The following is a 21332-nucleotide window of genomic DNA, read 5'->3' on the forward strand; positions in this document are numbered from 1 at the left end:
CCCCTCCCCATAAAAATTCCGCCCCCGCCCCCTTCGGGGTTTTGTAAAAAAAACAATTTTGTTTTTTTTTTTCCGTGTACACCCCCCCCCCCCCCCCCCCCCCCCCCCCCCGCCGTGGCCGCCCCTTCCCGCCCGACTGACAACCCACGGTTGACACCCACGGACTGTCAACCTACGGTTGCACTCATGACGAACCCTTCGGTGGAACCCGTTCGCATGACCAATCCGGTACGCCTCGACGACCTGATCGAGGCCATCAAGAAGGCCCACACCGACAGCCTGGAGCAGCTCAGCGGGGCAGTCGTCGCCGCCGAGCACCTCGGGGACGTCGCCGACCACCTCATCGGCCACTTCGTCGACCAGGCACGCCGCTCCGGCGCCTCCTGGACCGACATCGGCCGCAGCATGGGCGTCACCCGCCAGGCCGCCCAGAAGCGCTTCGTCCCCAAGAGCGACAAGGGCGACGGCAACGACCTCGACCCCGGCCAGGGCTTCGCCCGGTTCACCCCCCGCGCCCGCAACGTCGTGGTGACCTCCCAGAGCGCTGCCCGCAGGGCCGGCGGCACCGAGATCCGCACCGAGCACCTGGTCCTCGGCCTGCTGGCCGAGCCCGAGGGGCTCGCCATGGTGGCCCTGGGCGCCCAGAACGTCTCCGCCGACGCCGTGCGCGCCGCCGCGACCGCCGCCCTGCCCGAGGCCGCCACCGACATCCCGGACCTGATCCCCTTCGACACGGGCGCCAAGAAGGCCCTGGAGCTGACCTTCCGCGAGGCGCTGCGCCTGGGCCACGGCTACGTGGGCACCGAGCACATCCTGCTCGCGCTCCTCGAACTGGAGAACGGCGAGGGCCTGCTCAGCGGCCTCGGCGTGGACAAGGCCGCCGTCGAGGCCACCGTCACCGAAGCCCTGGCGGCCGTACTCGGCGGGAGCGACGGGGAGTAGCGGACTCCGCGCCCTCCGCACCCTCCGTCAGCGCGTACCGCTTCACGTACGCGCCGAGGAAGGCCTGCAGCGTGGCGACGGCCGGAATCGCGATGAGCGCCCCGACCGCGCCCAGCAGGGCCGTGCCGGCGATGACCGAGCCGAAGGCCACCGCGGGGTGGATGTCCACGGTCCGCGCGGTCAGCTTCGGCTGGAGGACGTAGTTCTCGAACTGCTGGTAGATCACGACGAACCCAAGGACGTACAGCGCGTACCAGGGGTCGACGGTGAACGCGATCAGCATCGGCAGCGCGCCCGCCAGGTAGGTGCCGATGGTGGGGATGAACTGGGAGACCAGCCCCACCCACACCGCGAGGGCGGGCGCGTACGGCACGTCGAGGACCGCGAAGACGACGTAGTGCGCGATGCCGGAGACCAGGGCCATCAGGCCGCGCGAGTACAGGTAGCCGCCGGTCTTGGCGACGGCGATCTCCCAGGCGCGCAGCACCTCCGACTGCTTCGCCGGTGGCAGTACGGAACACAGCGCGCGCCGCAGTCGCGGCCCGTCGGCGGCGAAGTAGAAGGAGAAGAGACCGACCGTCAGCAGCCGGAAGAGTCCGCCGAGCACGGTGGCGGAGACGTCGAGCACGCCGGTCGCGCTGTTCTGCACGTACTTCTGGAGCCAGTCGGAGTGCAGCAGGCTGTCCTGGATCGCGAGCCGGGACAGCTTGGTGTGGAAGGTGGTGTTGATCGAGTCGATCACGCGGTCGAGGTAGCGGGGGAAGCCCTCCACCATGTCGACGATCTGCCCGGCGAGCATTGAGCCGAGCAGGACGACGAACCCGGCGGCGGCGATGAACACGCCGAGGAACACGAGGAAGGTGGCGAGCCCGCGGCGCATGCCGCGGGCCGACATCCGCGCCACGGCGGGTTCGATCGCCAGCGCGAGGAAGAACGCGATCAGGATGTTGACCAGCAGCCCGATCAGCTGGTGGAAGGCCCAGCTGCCGAGCTGGAAGCACGCCACGAGGGCCAGGGCGAGGACGATCGCGCGCGGCAGCCAGCGCGGCATCCGGGCCCCGGCCGCCACCGGTGCGCCGGCCCCGCCGGGCGGACCCGCCGGATCGGCGGGACCGGCCGGGCCCGACGGATCGTCGGCCGGTCCGGCCTGGCGCGTCACGGCGGCCGGGCCGCCCGTCCCCGTCGTCCCGGCGGTGTCGGTCGTCGTCACGGTCGTCTCATCGGTGGCTGCCACGCGCACCAGTTTGTCCCACCCGTCGCGCGGCGGGGAAACGGCCGCCGGCGTCAGCGCAGCGAGGCCGGCACGTCCATCGCCGCACACACCGCGCGCCACACGTCCTTGGCTTCCCAGCCCGCGTCGAGCGCCTGGTGGACGGTGCGCCCGCCGAGTTCCGTCATGACGTGGTCCCGCGCGAAGGAGTCCGCGTACGCCGCACCGAAGTGCTCGGCCATCCGCTCCCAGAAAATCGTCAACCGCATGTCCCCAGTATCCCGCCCCGCAAGAGTGCACCGGCGCCGTTCGCCCCCCGCCCCCTCGCCGCCGCGCCCTACGGTGCACGCATGCCTGGAGACGAAGCTTGCGCGCCGGCCCCGACCGGGCCGCCGTCCCCGCTGGCCCGCGCCGAGCGGTTCATCTGGCTCACGGCCCGGGTGCTGGAGCAGCGGCGGTTCGCGTTCCACTTCCTCGGCGGGGACCCCGACGCGGTGGACACCGCCCTCGGGTCCTACCTCAACGCCGACGGCGGCTACGGCCACGCCCTCGATCCGGACCTGCGCGGTCCGCTCAGCCAGCCGCTGCACACCGCGCACGCCCTGCGGGTCCTGGACGGCTTGGGTCGCTGCGCCGGACAGCGGATCGAGCGGCTCTGCCGCCACCTGACCCGTGTCTCCACCGCGGACGGCGCGCTCCCGGTGGTCCTCCCGGCGCCGCGCGCCTACCCCGCGGCCCCGTACCACCCGGTGTACGACGACCCGCCGGGGGAGCTGCTCACCACCGGCCCCGTGGTCGGCGTGCTGCACCGCAACCGGATCTGGCACGCGTGGCTGTTCCGGGCCACGGACTTCTGCTGGGAACGGGTCGAGACGATGCGCCACGCGAACCCGTACGAGGTCCAGAGCGCCGTGGCGTTCCTCGACGGCGCCCCCGACCGGGCGCGGGCGGTGGCGGCCGCGGACCGGCTCGGGCGGCTCGTGCGCGAGCAGCGGCTCGTCGTGCTCGACCCGCGCCGGCGCCGGGAGTACCCGCCGTACCCGGGCTGCGCACCGGGCGAGCAGCTGTTCCCGTACGACGTGGCCCGCAGGCCCGAGTCGCTGGCGCGCGGCTGGTTCACCGACGAGGAGATGAGGCGTTCGCTGGACTTCCTGGCCGCCGGGCAGCAGCCGGACGGCGGCTGGCCGGTGCGACGCCTGGCGTGGGCGCCCGGCAGCTCGCTGGAGCGGCGTCCGATCGCCACGCTGGAGGCCCTGCTGACGCTGCGCGCGTACGGGCGCCCCCTGGCCGGCGGTCCCGCGGCGGACGCTACCCGCCCAGGGCCCGCACTCCCGCGGTGACGACCACGGCGGCGCCGACGACCAGCAGGAACGGCGCCCGCAGCAGCAGCGCGAGCCCGGCGGCGGCCAGCCCCGCGGCGCGGGCGTCGAGCGCGAGGCCGTGCGCGGTGCCGAAGGTCTGCTGGGCGGTGAGCGCGGCGAGCAGCGCGACCGGCAGCAGAGCGGCGAGGCGGCGCACCGCCGGCCGCTCCAGGGCCCCGGCGGGCACGAGCAGCCCGGCGAGCTTGACGGCGTAGCAGCCGACGACGGTGAGCGCGATGGCGATCCAGACGTTCACGAGCGGCGTCCCTTCAGCCAGAGGACGGCGGGGGCGGCGAGCGCGGCGACGAGGACCGGCAGCCCGGCGGGCAGCACGGGGAGCAGGCCCAGTCCGAGGACGACGGCCAGGGCGGCGACGGCCCGCTCGGTGGCGGTCTTCAGCATCGGCGCGAGCAGGGCCAGGAAGACGGCCGGTCCGGCGGCGTCCAGTCCCCATGCGGCGGTGTCGCCCAGGGCCTCGGCGCCGAGGGCGCCGAGCAGGGTGGTCAGGTTCCACAGGACGTACAGGCTCAGCCCGGTCACGGTGAACCCGAGCCGCGCCGACCTGCGGCCCGGCTGGGCCAGTGCCACGGCGGTGGTCTCGTCGATCACCCAGTGGGCGGCGAGCGGCCGCACCGGCCCCGGCAGGGCCAGCAGCTGGGACAGCCGCAGCCCGTAGAAGGCGTTCCGCGTGCCGAGGAAGAAGGCACCGGCGGCCGCGGTGAACGGGTTCCCGCCCGCGGCCAGCGCCCCGACCAGCGCGAACTGGGAGGCGCCGGTGAACACCAGCAGGCTCAGGACGCAGGCCTGGAGCACGCTGATCCCGGCCCCGGCGGCGGTCACCCCGAACGCGAACCCGGACAGCCCGACGGCCACCCCGACCCCGAGCGCGTCGCGTACGACGGCGCCCCGCGGCCGCTCCGCCACCCCGTCCGGGGTCTCCTGTCCCACCATCTGACGTTCTCGCACGCCCTGACCGTAGGCAGGGCGGGCCGCCGGGGTCTTGTACGTTCTTGCGCGCGCGGCCGTAGCACGCAGGGCCCGGGCTCCCCCGGCCCACGGGCGGCGCCCGGCCTGCGCCTAACCCCCGGTGCGCTCGCGGCGGTACGCCCCCGGCGGGACGCCCACGATGCGGGTGAAGTGCCGGTTCAGGTGCGGCTGGTCGGTGAAGCCGACGGCGAGGGCCGCCTCGGCCGGCGGGGTCCCCGCGTCGAGCAGCCGGCGGGCCCGCCGTACCCGTGCGTCGGTCAGCCAGGTGTGCGGCGGCATCCCGTACCGCTCCCGGAAGGACCGCAGCAGGGCGAAGGGGCTGGTCCCCAGTTCCGCGGCCAGCTGTTCCAGCGACGGCGGCTCGGCCATCCGCTCCAGGAGCACGGCCCGGGCCTGCGCGGCGTCGACGGCGCCGGCGCTGCGCACCGTACGGGCGGACAGCGGTCCGGCGTGCCGGGTCAGCATCCGCGCCACGGCGCCGCGCAGCAGGGTGTCGGCGGCCAGTGCGTTGCCCTCCTCGGCGGCCCGGTGCACCTCGGTGATGGTGTGCGAGGTCTGCGGGTCGGTGACGGAGTCGGCGGTGAAGCCGGGGGTGCCGCGCAGGCGGCCGATGTCCGCGGCCACCTCGGCGATCAGCTCCCGCGAGGGGTACAGGGTGGCGTACGCCCAGCCCTCGGGGACCCCGGCGCGCGCGGTGTGCGGCACCTCGGGGTTGATCAGGACCACGCTGCCGGGTCCGGCGCGCACGGTGCCGCCGGGCAGGCCGACCTCCTCGATGCCGCCGGTGACGGCCGCGATGACGTACCCGTCGTGGGCGTGACGCGGGAAGGTGTGGCGTACGTAGTGGGCGCGCAGCAGGTCCAGGCCGGGCAGTTCCGCGTACCGCCAGTGCCGCGCCCACTCCCGCTCTCGCCCCATGCCCCCATTCTGCGCCCCCGCCCGGCCGGGGGTTTGCGCAGGTCCGGGCCGTTGTCGGTGGCCGGGTGCAGGATGGGGGCATGGCCGGCTCTGCACTCGAATCGTTCTCCCCCGCGACCCGCTCCTGGTTCACGGGGGCCTTCGTGCGGCCCACGTCCGCGCAGGAGGGGGCCTGGCGGGCCATCCGGGAGGGCTCCGACGTGCTCGTCGTGGCGCCGACGGGCTCCGGCAAGACGCTGGCCGCGTTCCTCGCCGCCCTCGACCAGCTCGCGTCCGTCCCGCCGCCCGCCGAGCCGAAGAAGCGCTGCCGGGTGCTGTACGTGTCCCCGCTGAAGGCCCTCGCGGTCGACGTGGAGCGCAATCTGCGCAGCCCGCTGACCGGGATCCGCCAGGAGTCGGTGCGGCTGGGCCTGCCGGAGCCGGAGATCCGGGTGGGGATCCGCTCCGGGGACACCCCGCCGGCGGAGCGACGGGCGCTGGCCACCCGGCCGCCGGACATCCTGATCACCACCCCCGAGTCGCTGTTCCTGATGCTGACGTCGGCGACGCGCGAGGCGCTCGCCGGGATCGAGACCGTGATCCTGGACGAGGTGCACGCGGTGGCGGGGACCAAGCGCGGCGCGCACCTGGCCCTGTCCCTGGAGCGGCTGGACGAGCTGCTGCCCCGACCGGCGCGCCGGATCGGCCTGTCGGCGACGGTCCGGCCGGTGGACGAGGTGGCCCGGTACCTCGCACCGCGCGGCAAGGTGGAGATCGTCCAGCCGCCCTCGGCGAAGGAGTTCGACCTGTCGGTGGTCGTCCCGGTCGAGGACATGGGCGAGTTGGGGGGCTCGCCGGCCACGGAGGGCAAGGAGGGCGGGGACAGACCGTCGATCTGGCCGCATGTGGAGGAGCGGATCGCGGATCTGGTCCAGGCCCACCGTTCGACGATCGTGTTCGCCAACTCCCGCCGCCTCGCGGAGCGGCTGTGCAACCGGCTGAACGAGATCGCGTACGAGCGCGCGATGGGCGAGAAGCTGCCCGAGGGTTCGCCCCCGGCCGAGATCATGGCCCAGTCGGGTGCGGCCCACGGGGCCCCGCCGCTGCTGGCTCGGGCGCACCACGGCTCGGTCTCCAAGGAGCAGCGGGCGCTGGTGGAGGAGGACCTGAAGGCGGGCCGGCTGCCGGCCGTGGTCGCCACCTCCAGTCTGGAACTGGGCATCGACATGGGCGCCGTCGACTTGGTGGTGCAGGTGGAGTCGCCGCCGTCGGTGGCGTCGGGGCTCCAGCGGGTGGGCCGGGCGGGGCACCAGGTGGGTGCGGTCTCGACGGGGGTGGTGTTCCCCAAGTACCGCGGGGACCTGGTCCAGGCGGCCGTGGTGACCGAGCGGATGCGCACCGGGTCCATCGAGTCGCTGCGCATCCCGTCGAACCCGCTCGACGTCCTCGCGCAGCAGCTGGTCGCGATGACCGCGATGGACACGTGGCAGCTGGACGAGCTGCTGGCGCTGGTGCGGCGGGCGGCGCCGTTCGCGGCGCTGCCGGAGTCGGCGTTCACCGCGGTCCTGGACATGCTGGCGGGCCGCTACCCGTCCGATGCGTTCGCGGAGCTCAGACCGCGGGTGGTGTGGGACCGGGTGGCGGGGACGGTCACCGGCCGGCCGGGGGCGCAGCGGCTCGCGGTCACCTCGGGCGGCACCATCCCCGACCGCGGGCTGTTCGGCGTGTTCCTCGCGGGCGCGGACCCGAAGAAGGGCGGCGGCCGGGTCGGCGAGCTCGACGAGGAGATGGTGTACGAGTCCCGCGTGGGGGACGTGTTCACGCTGGGCACGACCTCGTGGCGGATCGAGGACATCACCCGTGACCGGGTGCTGGTGTCCCCCGCGCCCGGGGTTCCGGGCCGGCTCCCGTTCTGGAAGGGCGACCAGCTGGGCCGCCCCCTCGAACTGGGCCGTGCGGTCGGCGCGTTCCTGCGCGAGCTCGGCGGCCTGTCCGAGGAGGACGCCCGGCTGCGCCTGGTGGCGGCCGGTCTCGACGCCTGGGCCGCGGAGAACGTGCTGGCGTACCTCGCGGAGCAGCGTGAGGCCTGCGGCCACGTCCCGGACGACCGGACCATCGTGGTCGAGCGGTTCCGGGACGAGCTCGGTGACTGGCGGGTCGTGGTCCACTCCCCGTTCGGCGCCCAGGTGCACGCCCCCTGGGCGCTGGCCCTCGGCGCCCGCCTCGCCGAGAAGTACGGGATGGACGCGCAGGTCATGCACGCGGACGACGGGATCGTGCTGCGGCTGCCCGATGCGGACCTGCTCTCGATGGACCTGCTCGACCACGACCCCGCCGCGGCACACGCCTTCGAGTTCGACGACGAGCAGGCCCCGCTGGGCGCCGCGGACGTCGCCTTCGAGCACGGGGAGGTCAACCGGATCGTCACGGACCAGGTGGGCGGCTCCGCACTGTTCGCCTCCCGGTTCCGCGAGTGCGCGGCGCGCGCCCTGCTGCTGCCGCGCCGCAGCCCCGGCAAGCGCACCCCGCTCTGGCAGCAGCGCCAGCGGGCCTCCCAACTGCTCCAGGTGGCCTCGGAGTTCGGGTCGTTCCCGATCGTCCTGGAAGCCGTACGGGAGTGCCTGCAGGACGTGTTCGACGTGCCGGGCCTCACCGAGCTGATGGGGGACATCGAGGCGCGCCGGGTCCGCCTGGTCGAGGTCACCACTCCCGAGCCGTCCCCCTTCGCCCGGTCGCTGCTCTTCGGGTACGTCGCCCAGTTCCTGTACGAGGGGGACTCGCCGCTCGCCGAGCGCAGGGCGGCCGCGCTCTCGCTCGACTCCCGCCTGCTGGCGGAGCTGCTCGGCCAGGCGGAGCTGCGCGAACTGCTCGATGCGGAGGTACTGGAGGAACTGGAGCGGGAGCTCCAGTGGCTGACCGAGGACCGGCGGGCCAAGGACGCCGAGTCCGTCGCCGACCTGCTGCGCCTGCTCGGCCCGCTGACCGGTGCCGAACTGGCCGAGCGGGGCGCCGACCCGGCCTGGCCGCAGGCCCTGGCCGCCTCCCGCCGGGCCATCGCGGTCCGGATCGGCGGCGCGGACCACTGGGCGGCGATCGAGGACGCGGGCCGGCTGCGCGACGCGCTGGGCACGGCGCTCCCCGTCGGCGTCCCCGAGGCGTTCACGGAACCGGTCAGGGACCCCCTCGGCGACCTCCTGGCCCGCTACGCCCGCACCCACGGGCCGTTCACCACGGCCGCCGCCGCCGGCCGCTTCGGCCTGGGCACGGCGGTGACGGAGGGCGCCCTGCACCGGCTCGCGGCGGCGGGCCGGGTCGTGCAGGGCGAGTTCCACCCGGCCGGCATCGGCCAGGAGTGGTGCGACGCGAGCGTGCTGCGCAGGCTGCGCCGCCGCTCCCTGGCCGCGCTGCGCCAGGAGCTGGAACCGGTCCCGCCGACCTCCCTGGCCACGTTCCTGCCGCAGTGGCAGCACCTGGGCGGCGCCCTGCGCGGCATCGACGGGCTGGCCAGGGCGATCGAGCAGCTCCAGGGCGCCCCGGTGCCCGCCTCGGCGCTGGAGCGGCTGATCCTCCCCTCGCGGGTGGCGGGCTACTCGCCGACGCTGCTGGACGAGCTCACCACCACCGGGGAGGTGGTCTGGGCGGGCGCCGGGGCCCTGCCGGGCAAGGACGGCTGGGTCTCGCTGTACCTGGCGGACGCGGCCCCGCTGCTGCTGCCGCCGCCGCACCCGCTGGAGTTGACGCCCCTTCACCGGTCGGTCCTCGAGACTCTGTCGGGCGGGTACGGGCTGTTCTTCCGTCAGCTCGCGGAGTCGGTGCGCGCCAAGTGGTCCGAGGCCACCGACCTCGAACTGTCCGACGCCGTATGGGACCTGGCCTGGTCGGGCCGGCTGACCAACGACACGCTGTCTCCGCTGCGCTCGCTGCTCGGCTCGGGCCGGACCGCGGGGGCCACCGCCCACCGGGCCCGGCGCACCGTCCCCCGCGGGCGGTACGGGACGCTCGGCGCACAGGTGTCCCGGCCGGGCCCGCCGACGGTCTCGGGCCGCTGGTCACTGCTGCCCGTACAGGCTCCCGACCCCACCCAGCGGGCCCATGCGCTGGCCCGGACCCTGCTGGACCGGCACGGCGTGGTCACGCGGGGCGCGGTGGCCGCGGAGGGCGTGGAGGGCGGCTTCAGCGCGGTGTACCGGGTCCTGTCGGCGTTCGAGGACAGCGGGCAGGCCCGGCGCGGCTATGTGGTGGAGGGCCTGGGCGCGGCCCAGTTCGCGATGGACGGCGCGGTGGACCGGCTGCGCTCGGCGGAGCGGACCCCGCCCCCGCTGGCGGCGGTGGTCCTGGCGGCCGCCGACCCGGCGAACGCGTACGGCGCGGCGCTGCCCTGGCCGGAACCCCCGGCCGGGGCCACGCACAAGCCGGGCCGCAAGGCGGGTTCGCTGGTCGTCCTGGTCGACGGTGAGCTCACCCTGTACGTGGAGCGGGGCGGCAAGACGCTGCTGGCGTGGCCCCCGGCGGAGGACCCGCGTCTCGCGGCGGCCACCGCGGCCCTGGTGGCGGCCTCCCGGGCCGGCACGCTCCCGGCGCTCACGGTGGAGCGCATCAATGCGGCCGCGGCGCTGACCTCCCCGCTGGGCCGGGCCCTGGAGGCCGCCGGATTCCACGCCACCCCGCGGGGACTTCGCCTGCGGACCTGAATCCGGCATTCCGGTCCCGACCATTGCACTTACGTCCCGCTTATGTATTGAGCATGTCACGAAGGCCCTCTCGGCTGGCCGACCCGCCACTTCTCGACTATCAAGATCCACGCAGGCACCGAAAGTGAAGGTGTCACGTCAAAAAATGAACACTCATGGGGGACCAGAAAAGTGAGCACCAACGGTATGCGACGAGCAGCAACGGGCGTCATCGGTCTGGCGGTTGCCGGAACCCTGACGCTGACCGGCTGTAAGAGCGGCAACGAGGAGGCCGCCCCGGCGCAGTCGAGCGCGCCGGCCACCCAGCCGAGCTCCCCGGAGGGCTACGGCTCCTCGCAGCCCTCCGCCCCGGCCAGCCCCGCCACCGGTGGCAGCGACGCCTCCGGCGGCGCCGCGGGTGGCGCCGCCGGCGCCCAGGCGAAGCCCGGCCAGACCTTCAAGATCGGCGAGACGGCGACCGTGCCGTTCAGCTACGGCAACACGAAGGGCGGCACCCTCGCCCTCACCGTCACCGCCGTCGAGCAGGGCCAGCCGGCCGACCTGGCGCCGCTCAACCTCGGCGACAAGGTGAAGGGGATGATTCCCTATTACGTCCGCTACTCGGTGAAGAACGTCGGCACCGTCGACCTCTCGTTCTCCTCCGTGGGCCACATGAAGGGCCTGCTCCCCGACGGTTCCGAGGCCCAGGGCGTCTCCGTCATCGGCAAGTTCGAGAAGTGCAAGGACGACGCGCTGCCGAAGGGCTTCACCAACGGCCAGACGCAGACCGGCTGCGCCATCGCCCTGGCCCCCTCGGCCCAGACGAAGGTCGTCGGCGCCGAGTACTGGGGCGACCCGTACAACAACCTGAGCAACGGCAAGGGCCTCTTCTGGAAGTAGTCGCCCGGCGGAAGCGCCGGCGGTCACCACCGCCCCTTCCCCCCGCCCGGCCGAAGCCCCCGCCGCGCCACCGCGCGGCGGGGGCTTCGCCCATCCCCGGGGCGACAATGGCGCCATGCCCGAAGGAGACAGCATCTGGCGCGCGGCGGCCCGTTTGCACTCGGCCCTGGCCGGACACGAGCTGACCCGCTGCGACCTGCGCGTCCCGCGTTTCGCCACCTCCGACCTGACCGGCCGCACCACCCTGGAGGTCGTCCCGCGCGGCAAACACCTCCTCGCCCGCTTCGAAGGCGGCCTCACCCTCCACACCCACCTCGGCATGGACGGCTCCTGGCGCGTCTTCCCCGCGCACGGGACGTGGCACGGCGGCCCCGAGTACGAGATCCGCGCCGTCCTCGGCACCGCCCGGCACACCGCGGTCGGCTACCGCCTCCCCGTCGTCGAACTGCTGCGCACGGCCGACGAGAGCCGCGCCGTCGGCCACCTGGGCCCCGATCTCCTCGGCCCGGACTGGGACGCCGAACGCGCCGCCGCCAACCTCCTCGCCACCCCCGGCCGCCCCCTCGGCGAGGCCCTCCTCGACCAGCGCAACCTCGCCGGCATCGGCAACATCTTCAAGAGCGAGCTCTGCTACCTGGCCCAGGTCACCCCCTGGACCCCGGTCGGCGACCTCCCCGACCCCGCCACCACCACCGTCCGCCTGGCCGCAGCCGCCCACCGGCTCCTGCGCGCCAACACCGGCGACCGCGGGACCCGCAACACCACCGGCATCCACCGCCGCGGCCAGGAGCTGTTCGTGTACGGCCGCGCTCGCCGCCCCTGCCTGCGCTGCGGCACCCCCGTCCGCGAGGCCCCCCAGGACGAGCGCCCCACGTACTGGTGTCCCCGCTGCCAATCCGGGCCGTCCCCCTAGTTGACGGTCCGTCAGATCCGGTCGTACGGTCCCGGCATGCCCACACCCAGAGCCCCGTACGACCTCAGCGGCAAGGCCGCCCTGATCACCGGCGCCGCGAGCGGCATAGGCCGGGCCACCGCCGTCCTGCTCGCCGGGGCGGGCGCCGCCGTGCACTGCGCCGACCTCGACGAGCCCGGCCTCGCCAAGACCGCCGACCTCGTCATCGAGGCCGGCGGATCCGCCACCGTCCACCCCCTCGACGTCACCGATCGGGCCGCCCTGCGTGCCGCCGTCGCCGCCGCCGGCCCCCTCGACATCACCGCCGCCATCGCCGGGATCATGCACACCAGCAGCGTCCTGGAGACCGCCGACGAGGACCTCGACCGGGTGCTGGAGATCAACTTCAAGGGGGTCCTGCGCACCTGCCAGGAGGCCGCACGGGCCATGATCACGGCCGGCCGCCCCGGATCGATCATCACCATGGCCTCCGGCGCCGTGGACGCCGCCCAGCCCGGCCTGCTCTGCTACAGCGCCGCCAAGGCCGCCGTCGTCCAGCTCACCAAGACCCTCGCCACCGAGGCCGGCCCCCACGGCATCCGCGTCAACGCCGTCGCACCGGGCTGGATCCGCACTCCCATGACCGGCCGGCACGGCCCCGGGGTCCAGGAACAGACCGAGGCCGCGATGATCCGGATGTCCCCCCTGCGCCGGGTCGGCGAGCCCGAGGACATCGCCCAGGCCGTGCTCTACCTCGCCTCGGACGCCTCGTCCTTCATGACGGGCCAGATCCTCCGTCCGAACGGCGGAGTGTCGATGCCCTGGTGACAGCCGCATCGGCCGCCGGTTCCCCGGCCGCCTCCGCCCCCTCGGGCACCTGCGCCCCCTCGGTCACCGGGGCGCGCCGGGCCCTGCGTACGGGCCCCTGCGTGCAGTGCACCGGCAGCAGCCCAAGTCCCCAGCCGCCCATGGCCACCGCGCCCTCGACCGGCCCGGCACCGCCGGGCACCAGCGCCAGCCGCAGCACCGCCCACCACCACAGCACGCCCAGCACCAGTGCGAACGGCGCCGCCGGGGGTATGTGTCGTAACGGCCGCACGGCTGCCTCCCGGGATCAGGGCCGCGATCCGGACGCGTCCCATACTCCCGTAAGCCCCCCGGCCGCGCACCCAGAACGACAGCCGGAACGGCAGCCCGAACGGCACGGAGCCCCGGCCGGCGCATCACACACCGGCCGGGGCTCCGGCCACGCTCATTTCTTCACAGCACGCGCATCGGGCTCACGCGGCTACGACATTCACCGCTTCCGCAGGCGCCTTGATGGTCACCCGCTCCGGCCCGCCCGCGACCGAAGTCACGGAGACCGAATTGAGCATCGGGCGGACCGGCACCGTCACCGGTTCGCTTGCCGCGGCCGACTGCGCCAGCTCGGCCAGCGACAGCTCGTCACTGACCTCGCGCATCAGCTCGGACATCCGTACGTCCAACGCGTCGCAGATCGCGGAGAGCAGCTCGGAGGATGCCTCCTTCTGCCCCCGCTCCACCTCGGAAAGATAGCCGAGAGAAACTCGGGCGGACGAGGAGACTTCGCGCAGAGTACGGCCCTGGCGCTGGCGCTGCCGACGCAGCACGTCACCCAGCAGGCGACGGAGCAGAATCATCGGTGGCTCCCTCCTCTGACCGTGTAGCCGCATCCTTCACGCCCCACCGTACCGCCTCGCGCCGCGGCCGTGCGGGGAGCTATGTCGTGTTCACTCAGGGCTGCAAACATCAAATCCCCCCGTTCTGTTCCGTATCCTGCCCCCGTGCATTCTCGCGCAGTTCGCTCAAGAGCAGTTCGAGCACTGTCCGTGCACTCTCCCTACGGATTTCCGTACGGGAGCCGTTCAACCTCAGCGGGACGGTTTTCCTGCCCGCCGGACCCGCCACGGCAATGAAAACGGTGCCCACCGGCTGCCCGTCCTGAGGGTCCGGACCGGCCACCCCGGTGGTCGCGATCCCCCACGATGCCCCCAGCACGCGCCGTACGCCGGCCGCCATGGCGGCCGCGACCTGGGCGTTCACCGCACCTTCGGCGGCCAGCAGCCCGGCGTCCACCCCCAGGATGCGGTGCTTGAGCTCCGTGGCGTACGCCGTGACCGAACCGCGGAAGGACCGGGAGGCACCGGCGACGCCCGTGATCTCCGCGGCCACCATCCCGCCCGTCAGTGACTCGGCGACGGCGAGGGTCTGGTCACTCTCCGCGAGGAGGCGCAGCGCCTCCGCGACGACGGCGGTGGTGTCCCCGGTCTCCGCGGCGGACTCCCCCGGGCCCGAAGACGCCACACCGGCCACCGCAGATTCCCCCACCGCGTCCGTCACCTTGCGGCCTGCTCCGCGGCCAGACCCTTGCGCCGGAGCACCACGGCCTGGCGGATGTAATCCAAACCGGTGACCACGGTCAGCACGACGGCGACCGCCATCACCCAGAAGCGCAAGGTCGCCAGCGGCCCGGTCAGCGCGAGCACGTACATGCCCACCGCCGTGCCCTGGGCCAGCGTCTTCATCTTTCCGCCGCGGCTGGCGGGAATCACTCCGTACCTGATGACCCAGAAACGCATGAGCGTGATCCCGAGTTCCCGCCCGAGGATCACCCCGGTCACCCACCAGGGCAGGTCACCCAGCCAGGAGAGACAGACCAATGCCGACCCCATGATCGCCTTGTCGGCGATGGGGTCGGCGATCTTCCCGAAGTCCGTGACCAGGTTGTACGTGCGGGCCAGGTGCCCGTCGAAGATGTCCGTGATCATGGCGACGGCGAACGCCGCCCATGCCAGCGCACGCCACACCGGGTCGTACCCGCCGTCGGCGAGGAGGAGCAACACGAATCCCGGCACCAGGACGAGCCGGATCATCGTCAGGATGTTGGCGATGTTCCACAGGCTGGCCTGATTGACCGCCGCAGCCCCCAGCTTCGCGCCGGGCGCGGGCCGACGGCCGGTCCCGCCCGCCGCAGATGCCGGGACTCCGGTCATCCGGCCGCCTCCTCGTCGAGGTGCAGGGGCTCGGCCACCAGGTCCACGCCCAGCGTGCCGACCACCTTCGCCGTCACCATGCGGCCGGGCACCAGCCCCGTGCTGTCCGTGAAGACGACCTGGCCGTCCGTCTCGGGGGCCTGGTGCGCGGCACGCCCGTAGGCACCGACCTCGTCGTCATCGGCCCCGCCGACCTCCTCCACGGACTCCACGAGCACCTCCAGGGTCTCCCCGATCCGCTCCTCCGCGCGCTGCGAGGTGAGCTCCTCGGCGAGCCGCTGCATGTGCGCCAGCCGCTCGGCGATCGTGTCCTCGTCCAGCTTGTTCTCGTACGTGACGGCCTCGGTGCCGTCCTCGTCGGAGTAGCCGAAGACGCCGATCGCGTCGAGCCGGGCGTGGGTGAGGAAGCGCTCCAGCTCCTTGAAGTCCGACTCCTTCTCGCCGGGGAAACCGACGATGAAGTTGGACCGGACGCCGGCCTGCGGCGCCTTGGTGCGGATGGTGTCCAGCAGCTCCAGGAACCGGTCGGTGTCGCCGAAGCGGCGCATGGCGCGCAGCACGTCGGGGGCCGAGTGCTGGAAGGACAGGTCGAAGTACGGCACGACCTTGGGGGTCGAGGTCAGCACGTCGATCAGACCGGGCCGCATCTCGGCGGGCTGGAGGTAGCTGACGCGGACGCGCTCGATGCCGTCCACCTCGGCCAGCTCGGGCAGCAGGGTCTCCAGCAGGCGGATGTCGCCCAGGTCCTTGCCGTACGAGGTGTTGTTCTCGGAGACCAGCATGATCTCCTTGACGCCCTGCTCGGCCAGCCAGCGCGTCTCGCCCAGCACGTCACTGGGGCGGCGGGAGATGAACGAGCCGCGGAAGGACGGGATGGCGCAGAACGAGCAGCGGCGGTCGCAGCCGGAGGCGAGCTTGACCGAGGCGACCGGGCTCTTGTCCAGGCGGCGGCGCAGCGGGGCGCGCGGCCCGGAGGCGGGCGCCACGCCCTCGGGGAGGTCCGCGGGGGCGGCCTCGGGCTCCTGGGCGTGGCCGGGCAGGGCCACCTCGGCGTCCTGGCGGGCCGCGGGGCTGATCGGCAGCAGCTTGCGCCGGTCGCGCGGGGTGTGGGAGGCGTGGATGCCGCCGTTGAGGATGGTCTGGAGGCGGTCGGAGATGTCGGCGTAGTCGTCGAAGCCGAGCACGCCGTCGGCCTCGGGGAGCGCTTCGGCGAGTTCCTTGCCGTAGCGCTCGGCCATACAGCCGACGGCGACGACGGCCTGGGTCTTGCCGTGATCCTTGAGATCGTTGGCTTCCAGGAGGGCGTCTACGGAGTCCTTTTTGGCGGCTTCGACGAAGCCACAGGTGTTGACGACGGCGACGTCCGCATCGGCGGCGTCCTCGACGAGCTCCCAGCCATCCGCCGCCAAGCGGCCTGCGAGCTCCTCCGAGTCCACCTCGTTACGGGCGCAGCCAAGAGTGACAAGGGCGACGGTACGGCGTTCGGGCATGGACTCAAGACTACTTTGTCCAAACGCCGACCCCCGCCCCAAGTCCCGGTAAACCAAGATCCCCGGGGTGCGGCGCAGCACCCCGGGGATCCGGAATCAAGCGTTCAGCGCGCTGTCAGCCCGCCTGGGCCGGTCCCTGGCGGGGATCGTCCTTGGTGTATGTGAGGCGTTCCACCTGACCCGGCTGGAAATCGTCCTTGATCTCCTTGCCGTTCACGAAGAGCTTCACGACCCCGGCGTCGCCCAGGACGAGGTCGATGGACTCCTTGTCCGTGAAGGTCTTGGACTGGCCGGGGGTCAGCGTCCCGTCGAACAGCAGCCTGCCGCTGTGGTCTTTCGCGGAGACCCAGCTCTCGCCCTCGTTGGCCGTCAGGACGACCGTGACGAGGTCCTTGGGCGCGGCGGCGATCGCACTGTCCGAGGGCTCCGGCGTGGGCGCCTTCGGGGTCTGCGGGGCCTGCGGCGGCTGGGCGGCCGGCTTCCCGGCCGACTGCTTGGGCGCGGCCTGCGGGGCGGAACCTTCCGCCACCGGCCGCTTGTCCTTCGCGTCGCCGCCGCCGAACGCGGTGAAGCCCACGAAGCCGATCACGGCGACGATGGCGGCCACCATGGCAGCGGTCCAGTTGGGCCGCTGCCGCTCGGGGCGGATCCGTTCCGCTTCGAACATGGGAGCGGCGGGTGTGGGCGCCGGCCGGCCGCCGTGGGCCGCGTCGTACGCGTCGACCAGGGGTTCCGGATCGATGTGCACGGCGCGGGCGAGCGTACGGATGTGACCGCGGGCGTAGACGTCGCCGCCGCACCGCGTGAAGTCGTCGGTTTCGATCGCGTGCACGATCGGGATGCGCACGCGGGTGGTGGAGCTGACCTCGTCGACGGTGAGCCCGGCGGCGATCCGGGCCGTCTTCAGGGCCGTCCCGATGGACGGTCCTTCGACGGGGGGTTCGATGATGCGGTCCTCGGACCGGTCGTCGGTCGAAGGCCGCTCGTCTTCGGGAGAGTTGGACTTGCCGATGGACACGAGGGCGCCTTTCGAGCGTGTAGCCACCTGCTGGATTCCCAGTCTAGGGGGGTGACGAAAGGGTGGAGCAACCGGAGGGTGGACTTCCTACGCCATCCGAATGGCGAGCGGTCGTCCGGGGCGGTGCAGCGGCCCGGCGCAGCACGCGGAGCCGTCGTCTCCCTCCACTAGACGCGGGCCCGGGGGAAACGGTTGCCCGCCCGATGACCGCCGATCCGGGCGTCTGCGGGCCGCCCGCGGGCCGCCCGTTCCGCTACGGAACGTCCTCTCCGCGGATGACGGCGAGGACCCCGTCCAGCTCGTCCGCCTTCACCAGGACGTCGCGCGCCTTCGAACCCTCGCTCGGGCCGACGACCCCCCGCGACTCCATGAGGTCCATGAGCCGCCCGGCCTTGGCGAAGCCCACCCTGAGCTTGCGCTGCAGCATCGAGGTCGACCCGAACTGGGTGGAGACCACCAGTTCGGCCGCCTGGCACAGCAGGTCCAGGTCGTCGCCGATCTCCTCGTCGATCTCCTTCTTCTGCTTCTGCCCGACGGTGACGTCGTCCCGGAAGACGGGCGCCATCTGGTCCTTGCAGTGCTGCACGATGCCGGCGATCTCGTCCTCGGTGACGAACGCGCCCTGGAGGCGGACCGGCTTGTTGGCGCCCATCGGCAGGAACAGCCCGTCGCCCTTGCCGATCAGCTTCTCGGCGCCCGGCTGGTCGAGGATGACCCGGCTGTCGGCGAGCGAGGAGGTGGCGAACGCCAGCCGCGAGGGCACGTTCGCCTTGATCAGGCCGGTGACGACGTCCACGGAGGGCCGCTGGGTGGCGAGCACCAGGTGGATGCCGGCCGCACGGGCCAGCTGGGTGATCCGGACGATCGAGTCCTCGACGTCGCGCGGGGCCACCATCATCAGGTCGGCGAGCTCGTCGACGATCACCAGCAGGTACGGGTACGGGCTGAGCTCCCGCTCGCTGCCCGGCGGCAGTTTGATCTTGCCGTCCCGGATGGCCCGGTTGAAGTCGTCGATGTGCCGGTAGCCGAAGGCGGCCAGGTCGTCGTAGCGCAGGTCCATCTCGCGCACGACCCACTGGAGCGCCTCGGCGGCCCGCTTGGGGTTGGTGATGATCGGCGTGATCAGGTGCGGGATGCCCTCGTACGCCGTCAGCTCCACCCGCTTGGGGTCGACGAGCACCATCCGGACGTCCTCCGGGGTGGCCCGGACCATGATCGAGGTGATCAGGCAGTTGATGCAGGAGGACTTTCCGGAACCGGTGGCGCCGGCGACGAGCACGTGCGGCATCTTCGCGAGGTTGGCCATGACGTAGCCGCCCTCGACGTCCTTGCCGAGCGCGACCAGCATCGGGTGGTCGTCCTCGGCCGCGTCCGCCAGCCGGAGCACGTCGCCCAGGTTGACCATCTCGCGGTCGGTGTTCGGGATCTCGATGCCGACCGCCGACTTGCCCGGGATCGGGCTGATGATCCGGACGTCCGGCGAGGCCACGGCGTACGCGATGTTCTTGGTCAGTGCGGTGATCCGCTCGACCTTGACCGCAGCGCCCAGCGTGACCTCGTACCGGGTGACCGTCGGGCCCCGGGTGAAGCCGGTGACGTCCGCGTCGACCTTGAACTCGGTGAACACGTTGCGCAGCGACGCGACGACCGCGTCGTTGGCGGCGCTGCGGGTCTTGCCGGGCCCGCCCTTCTCCAGCAGGTCGAGCGAGGGCAGGGCGTACGTGATGTCCCCGCGCAGCTGGAGCTGCTCGGCGCGGGGCGGCAGCGGCTGGGCCGCCGGAGGCGCCTTGGTGAGGTCCGGCACCGACAGGGTCCCGGACGCCGCGGCGGTGGTGTCGTGCGGCGGCTCGGCCCGCTCCGGCGCGGCGGCCTCGGGCTGCTCCGCCCGCGCGGTCGGCACCGCGGCGGTGACCTCCACGCCGTCGGACTTCGGGGAGATGCCGTGCGTGAGGTCGGCGACCACCGGGGAGGGCGGCATGCCGCCCAGCACCACACCGTCCAGCGCGGCGGCGGCCGCCGCGGCCACGTCGACGGCGTCCATCTCCCGGTCGAGGGCCGGCCGGGCCGTGGTCCGGCGCGGGCGCCGCCGCCGCGCGAGCGCCTGCTCCTCGGCGGCGTCGGCGGCATCCGCGTCCGCCGGACCGCCCGGACCGCCGTGCCCGGCGGCACCCGACCGGGCCCGCCACTGCTCGGGGTCGTGCCGCCTGGCGGCGTCCTCCCCGAACCCCTCGTCGTACGCGTTCGGAGCGATGATCCCGAGCCGGATCCCGAGCCGCCGCAGCCGCTGTGGGATCGCGTTGACCGGGGTCGCGGTGACCACGAGCAGCCCGAACACCGTGAGCAGCACCAGCATCGGCACGGCCAGCGGCGCACCCATGGTGAAGATCAGCGGCTTGGAGGCGGCCCAGCCGATCAGCCCGCCCGCGTTCTGCATGGCGGTGGTGCCCTCGTCGCGGCCGGGCGCTCCGCAGGCGATGTGCACGAGGCCGAGCACCCCGACGGCGAGCGCGGAAAGTCCGACGCCGATCCGGCCGTTGGCGTCGGGCTGCTCGGGATGGCGGATGAAACGTACGGCCATGACGCCGAGCAGGATCGGGACGAGCAGATCAAGTCGCCCGAAGGCACCGGTGACGAGCATCGTGACCAGATCCCCGACCGGACCGCTCAGGTTCGACCAGGTACCGGCGGCGACGATCAGCGCGAGGGCGAGGAGCAGCAGTGCGACGCCGTCCTTGCGGTGGGCGGGGTCGAGGTTCCTGGCGCCCTGGCCGATCCCGCGGAAGACCGCGCCGACCGCGTGCGCGCAGCCCAGCCACACGGCGCGCACCAGCCGCAGCACGCCCCCGGTCGGGGACGGTGCGGGCTTCGGTGCAGCCTTCTTGGCGGGGGCACGCCGGGGCGCAGCGGCCTTCTTGGCGGCGGGCTTGCGGGCGGGGGCCGCCTTCTTCGCCGGCGCCGTCGTCCGGCCGGTGCGGCCCTTCGCGGTGCCCGCCGTGCTCTGGGAACCCTTGCCGGACGTACGTGAGGCCATGGGGCCGAGGTTACCGGTGCGCGCGCCGGTGGACACGCGTGCCCACCCCTTCACCCGTTCGTGTCGCGTACCGCATCAGCGCTTTGACGGTCCGCCAGGCCCGGACGGCCCGCCGGGCGGCCCCGAACGCCCGTACACCGCCACGCTCGGCGGTCAGCCCTGCGCGGGCAGTACCGGCGCTCCCCCGCCGGTCCCGGGCTCCAGCGCGTCGAGCGCCCGCCGCAGGCCGGTGAGCTTGCGCTCCAGGTGGGCCGCGGTCGCCACGACCGCCGCGTCGGCAGACTCCTCGCCGAGCTGCTTGGTCAGCGCCTCGGCCTGCTCCTCGACCGCCGCGAGCCGTGCGGAGAGCTCGGCCAGCAGCCCGGCCGTGTCCTTGCTGCCGTCGCCGGTGGAGCCGCCGCCCTCCAGCTGGAGCCGCAGCAGCGCCGCCTGCTCCCGCAGCTGGCAGTTCTTCGTGTACAGCTCCACGAACACCGAGACCTTGGCCCGCAGCACCCACGGGTCGAAGGGCTTGGAGATGTAGTCCACCGCGCCGGCGGCATAGCCGCGGAACGTGTGGTGCGGACCGTGGTTGATCGCGGTGAGGAAGATGATCGGGATGTCCCGGGTCCGCTCGCGCCGCTTGATGTGCGCGGCGGTCTCGAATCCGTCCATTCCGGGCATCTGCACATCGAGCAGAATGACCGCGAAATCGTCCGTCAGCAGCGCCTTGAGCGCTTCCTCCCCCGACGACGCCCGGACCAGTGTCTGATCGAGCGCGGAGAGGATGGCCTCCAGCGCCAGCAGATTCTCCGGCCGGTCGTCGACCAGGAGGATCTTGGCTTTCTGCACCATGCCCTGTCCTCCTCGCCCCGGCGTGGGGCCTCCCCGGCTCCTGGCACCGGCCTGTACGCCGGGCCCCGCCCCAGAAGAGGACGGCA

At 73.3% G+C, this 21332-nt stretch carries 19 protein-coding genes; 6 read left to right on the forward strand and 13 right to left on the reverse strand.

Annotated features, from left to right (window positions below):
- The first annotated feature begins 186 nt into the window (after nucleotides 1-186).
- Entirely contained in the window at nucleotides 187-942 is a 756-nt protein-coding gene (locus tag ACIPK4_RS34715; RefSeq protein WP_054225879.1) for a Clp protease N-terminal domain-containing protein, read from the forward strand.
- Here the strand turns inward: ACIPK4_RS34715 and ACIPK4_RS34720 are convergent.
- Nucleotides 896-1993 carry an AI-2E family transporter gene (locus ACIPK4_RS34720; protein ID WP_402320499.1) on the reverse strand — a complete coding sequence of 366 codons (1098 nt, stop codon included), beginning with the start codon at nucleotides 1991-1993 and terminating at the stop codon, nucleotides 896-898. The two genes, ACIPK4_RS34715 and ACIPK4_RS34720, sit on opposite strands and share 47 nt — an antisense overlap.
- A 233-nt stretch (nucleotides 1994-2226) precedes the next feature.
- The gene (locus tag ACIPK4_RS34725) at nucleotides 2227-2421 is read right to left on the reverse strand and encodes a DUF3046 domain-containing protein (RefSeq protein ID WP_054225878.1); all 195 of its coding nucleotides are present in this window, start codon (nucleotides 2419-2421) and stop codon (nucleotides 2227-2229) included.
- A gap of 81 nt (nucleotides 2422-2502) precedes the next feature.
- Here ACIPK4_RS34725 and ACIPK4_RS34730 point away from each other — a divergent pair, with 81 nt between their 5' ends.
- Nucleotides 2503-3492 carry a hypothetical protein gene (locus ACIPK4_RS34730; RefSeq protein WP_402320447.1) on the forward strand — a complete coding sequence of 330 codons (990 nt, stop codon included), beginning with the start codon at nucleotides 2503-2505 and terminating at the stop codon, nucleotides 3490-3492.
- On the opposite strand, the gene ACIPK4_RS34735 is transcribed toward ACIPK4_RS34730, so the two are convergent.
- The 3 genes from ACIPK4_RS34735 to ACIPK4_RS34745 all read right to left on the reverse strand — a co-directional run bounded on the left by ACIPK4_RS34735 (nucleotide 3461) and on the right by ACIPK4_RS34745 (nucleotide 5418).
- Complete coding sequence (locus ACIPK4_RS34735) at nucleotides 3461-3769, reverse strand: AzlD domain-containing protein (protein WP_385194131.1); 309 nt, start codon at nucleotides 3767-3769, stop codon at nucleotides 3461-3463. The genes ACIPK4_RS34730 and ACIPK4_RS34735 overlap by 32 nt on opposite strands.
- A complete protein-coding gene (locus ACIPK4_RS34740) occupies nucleotides 3766-4464 on the reverse strand; it encodes an AzlC family ABC transporter permease (RefSeq protein ID WP_402320502.1) in 699 nt (232 codons plus the stop codon). Before ACIPK4_RS34740 ends, ACIPK4_RS34735 begins: the two co-directional genes overlap by 4 nt.
- Nucleotides 4465-4590: 126 nt before the next feature.
- Entirely contained in the window at nucleotides 4591-5418 is an 828-nt protein-coding gene (locus tag ACIPK4_RS34745) for an AraC family transcriptional regulator (protein ID WP_402320450.1), read from the reverse strand.
- Nucleotides 5419-5498: 80 nt separating this feature from the next.
- Here ACIPK4_RS34745 and ACIPK4_RS34750 point away from each other — a divergent pair, with 80 nt between their 5' ends.
- From ACIPK4_RS34750 to ACIPK4_RS34765, 4 genes are all read left to right on the forward strand, one after another.
- Entirely contained in the window at nucleotides 5499-10088 is a 4590-nt protein-coding gene (locus ACIPK4_RS34750) for an ATP-dependent helicase (RefSeq protein ID WP_402320453.1), read from the forward strand.
- A gap of 186 nt (nucleotides 10089-10274) precedes the next feature.
- On the forward strand, nucleotides 10275-10967 hold the full coding sequence (locus ACIPK4_RS34755) for a hypothetical protein (protein ID WP_402320456.1): 693 nt from the start codon (nucleotides 10275-10277) through the stop codon (nucleotides 10965-10967).
- 115 nt (nucleotides 10968-11082) lie between these two features.
- A complete protein-coding gene (locus tag ACIPK4_RS34760) occupies nucleotides 11083-11880 on the forward strand; it encodes an Fpg/Nei family DNA glycosylase (RefSeq protein WP_402320458.1) in 798 nt (265 codons plus the stop codon).
- A gap of 36 nt (nucleotides 11881-11916) precedes the next feature.
- On the forward strand, nucleotides 11917-12687 hold the full coding sequence (locus ACIPK4_RS34765; protein ID WP_402320461.1) for an SDR family NAD(P)-dependent oxidoreductase: 771 nt from the start codon (nucleotides 11917-11919) through the stop codon (nucleotides 12685-12687).
- Here ACIPK4_RS34765 and ACIPK4_RS34770 read toward each other — a convergent pair.
- The 8 genes from ACIPK4_RS34770 to ACIPK4_RS34805 all read right to left on the reverse strand — a co-directional run bounded on the left by ACIPK4_RS34770 (nucleotide 12635) and on the right by ACIPK4_RS34805 (nucleotide 21246).
- On the reverse strand, nucleotides 12635-12940 hold the full coding sequence (locus ACIPK4_RS34770) for a hypothetical protein (protein ID WP_402320505.1): 306 nt from the start codon (nucleotides 12938-12940) through the stop codon (nucleotides 12635-12637). The two genes, ACIPK4_RS34765 and ACIPK4_RS34770, sit on opposite strands and share 53 nt — an antisense overlap.
- A 199-nt stretch (nucleotides 12941-13139) precedes the next feature.
- On the reverse strand, nucleotides 13140-13520 hold the full coding sequence (locus ACIPK4_RS34775) for a helix-turn-helix domain-containing protein (RefSeq protein WP_030301503.1): 381 nt from the start codon (nucleotides 13518-13520) through the stop codon (nucleotides 13140-13142).
- A gap of 109 nt (nucleotides 13521-13629) precedes the next feature.
- Entirely contained in the window at nucleotides 13630-14115 is a 486-nt protein-coding gene (locus tag ACIPK4_RS34780) for a CinA family protein (protein ID WP_402320508.1), read from the reverse strand.
- A 101-nt stretch (nucleotides 14116-14216) separates the two neighbouring features.
- Nucleotides 14217-14873: a CDP-diacylglycerol--glycerol-3-phosphate 3-phosphatidyltransferase gene (pgsA, locus tag ACIPK4_RS34785; RefSeq protein WP_054225870.1), complete on the reverse strand. Its 657-nt coding sequence runs from the start codon at nucleotides 14871-14873 to the stop codon at nucleotides 14217-14219.
- The gene (gene rimO / locus ACIPK4_RS34790; RefSeq protein WP_054225869.1) at nucleotides 14870-16363 is read right to left on the reverse strand and encodes a 30S ribosomal protein S12 methylthiotransferase RimO; all 1494 of its coding nucleotides are present in this window, start codon (nucleotides 16361-16363) and stop codon (nucleotides 14870-14872) included. Before rimO ends, pgsA begins: the two co-directional genes overlap by 4 nt.
- Before the next feature lie 115 nt (nucleotides 16364-16478).
- The gene (locus ACIPK4_RS34795; protein ID WP_402320466.1) at nucleotides 16479-17381 is read right to left on the reverse strand and encodes a helix-turn-helix domain-containing protein; all 903 of its coding nucleotides are present in this window, start codon (nucleotides 17379-17381) and stop codon (nucleotides 16479-16481) included.
- 253 nt (nucleotides 17382-17634) lie between these two features.
- Entirely contained in the window at nucleotides 17635-20412 is a 2778-nt protein-coding gene (locus tag ACIPK4_RS34800; RefSeq protein WP_402320469.1) for a DNA translocase FtsK, read from the reverse strand.
- 153 nt (nucleotides 20413-20565) lie between these two features.
- Nucleotides 20566-21246: a two-component system response regulator gene (locus ACIPK4_RS34805; protein ID WP_402320472.1), complete on the reverse strand. Its 681-nt coding sequence runs from the start codon at nucleotides 21244-21246 to the stop codon at nucleotides 20566-20568.
- Nucleotides 21247-21332: the final 86 nt, after the last annotated feature.

Origin of the sequence: Streptomyces sp. NPDC086989 (assembly GCF_044745505.1) — a bacterium.
Classification (GTDB): Bacteria; Actinomycetota; Actinomycetes; order Streptomycetales; family Streptomycetaceae; genus Streptomyces.

Coding starts and splice junctions, on each gene's coding strand:
- ACIPK4_RS34715 (WP_054225879.1), top strand. CDS start 187: ATGACGAACCCTTCGGTGGAACCCGTTCGCATGACCAATCCGGTACGC.
- ACIPK4_RS34720 (WP_402320499.1), bottom strand. CDS start 1,993: ATGCCGCGCTGGCTGCCGCGCGCGATCGTCCTCGCCCTGGCCCTCGTG.
- ACIPK4_RS34725 (WP_054225878.1), bottom strand. CDS start 2,421: ATGCGGTTGACGATTTTCTGGGAGCGGATGGCCGAGCACTTCGGTGCG.
- ACIPK4_RS34730 (WP_402320447.1), top strand. CDS start 2,503: ATGCCTGGAGACGAAGCTTGCGCGCCGGCCCCGACCGGGCCGCCGTCC.
- ACIPK4_RS34740 (WP_402320502.1), bottom strand. CDS start 4,464: ATGGTGGGACAGGAGACCCCGGACGGGGTGGCGGAGCGGCCGCGGGGC.
- ACIPK4_RS34745 (WP_402320450.1), bottom strand. CDS start 5,418: ATGGGGCGAGAGCGGGAGTGGGCGCGGCACTGGCGGTACGCGGAACTG.
- ACIPK4_RS34750 (WP_402320453.1), top strand. CDS start 5,499: ATGGCCGGCTCTGCACTCGAATCGTTCTCCCCCGCGACCCGCTCCTGG.
- ACIPK4_RS34755 (WP_402320456.1), top strand. CDS start 10,275: ATGCGACGAGCAGCAACGGGCGTCATCGGTCTGGCGGTTGCCGGAACC.
- ACIPK4_RS34760 (WP_402320458.1), top strand. CDS start 11,083: ATGCCCGAAGGAGACAGCATCTGGCGCGCGGCGGCCCGTTTGCACTCG.
- ACIPK4_RS34765 (WP_402320461.1), top strand. CDS start 11,917: ATGCCCACACCCAGAGCCCCGTACGACCTCAGCGGCAAGGCCGCCCTG.
- ACIPK4_RS34775 (WP_030301503.1), bottom strand. CDS start 13,520: ATGATTCTGCTCCGTCGCCTGCTGGGTGACGTGCTGCGTCGGCAGCGC.
- pgsA (WP_054225870.1), bottom strand. CDS start 14,873: ATGACCGGAGTCCCGGCATCTGCGGCGGGCGGGACCGGCCGTCGGCCC.
- rimO (WP_054225869.1), bottom strand. CDS start 16,363: ATGCCCGAACGCCGTACCGTCGCCCTTGTCACTCTTGGCTGCGCCCGT.
- ACIPK4_RS34800 (WP_402320469.1), bottom strand. CDS start 20,412: ATGGCCTCACGTACGTCCGGCAAGGGTTCCCAGAGCACGGCGGGCACC.
- ACIPK4_RS34805 (WP_402320472.1), bottom strand. CDS start 21,246: ATGGTGCAGAAAGCCAAGATCCTCCTGGTCGACGACCGGCCGGAGAAT.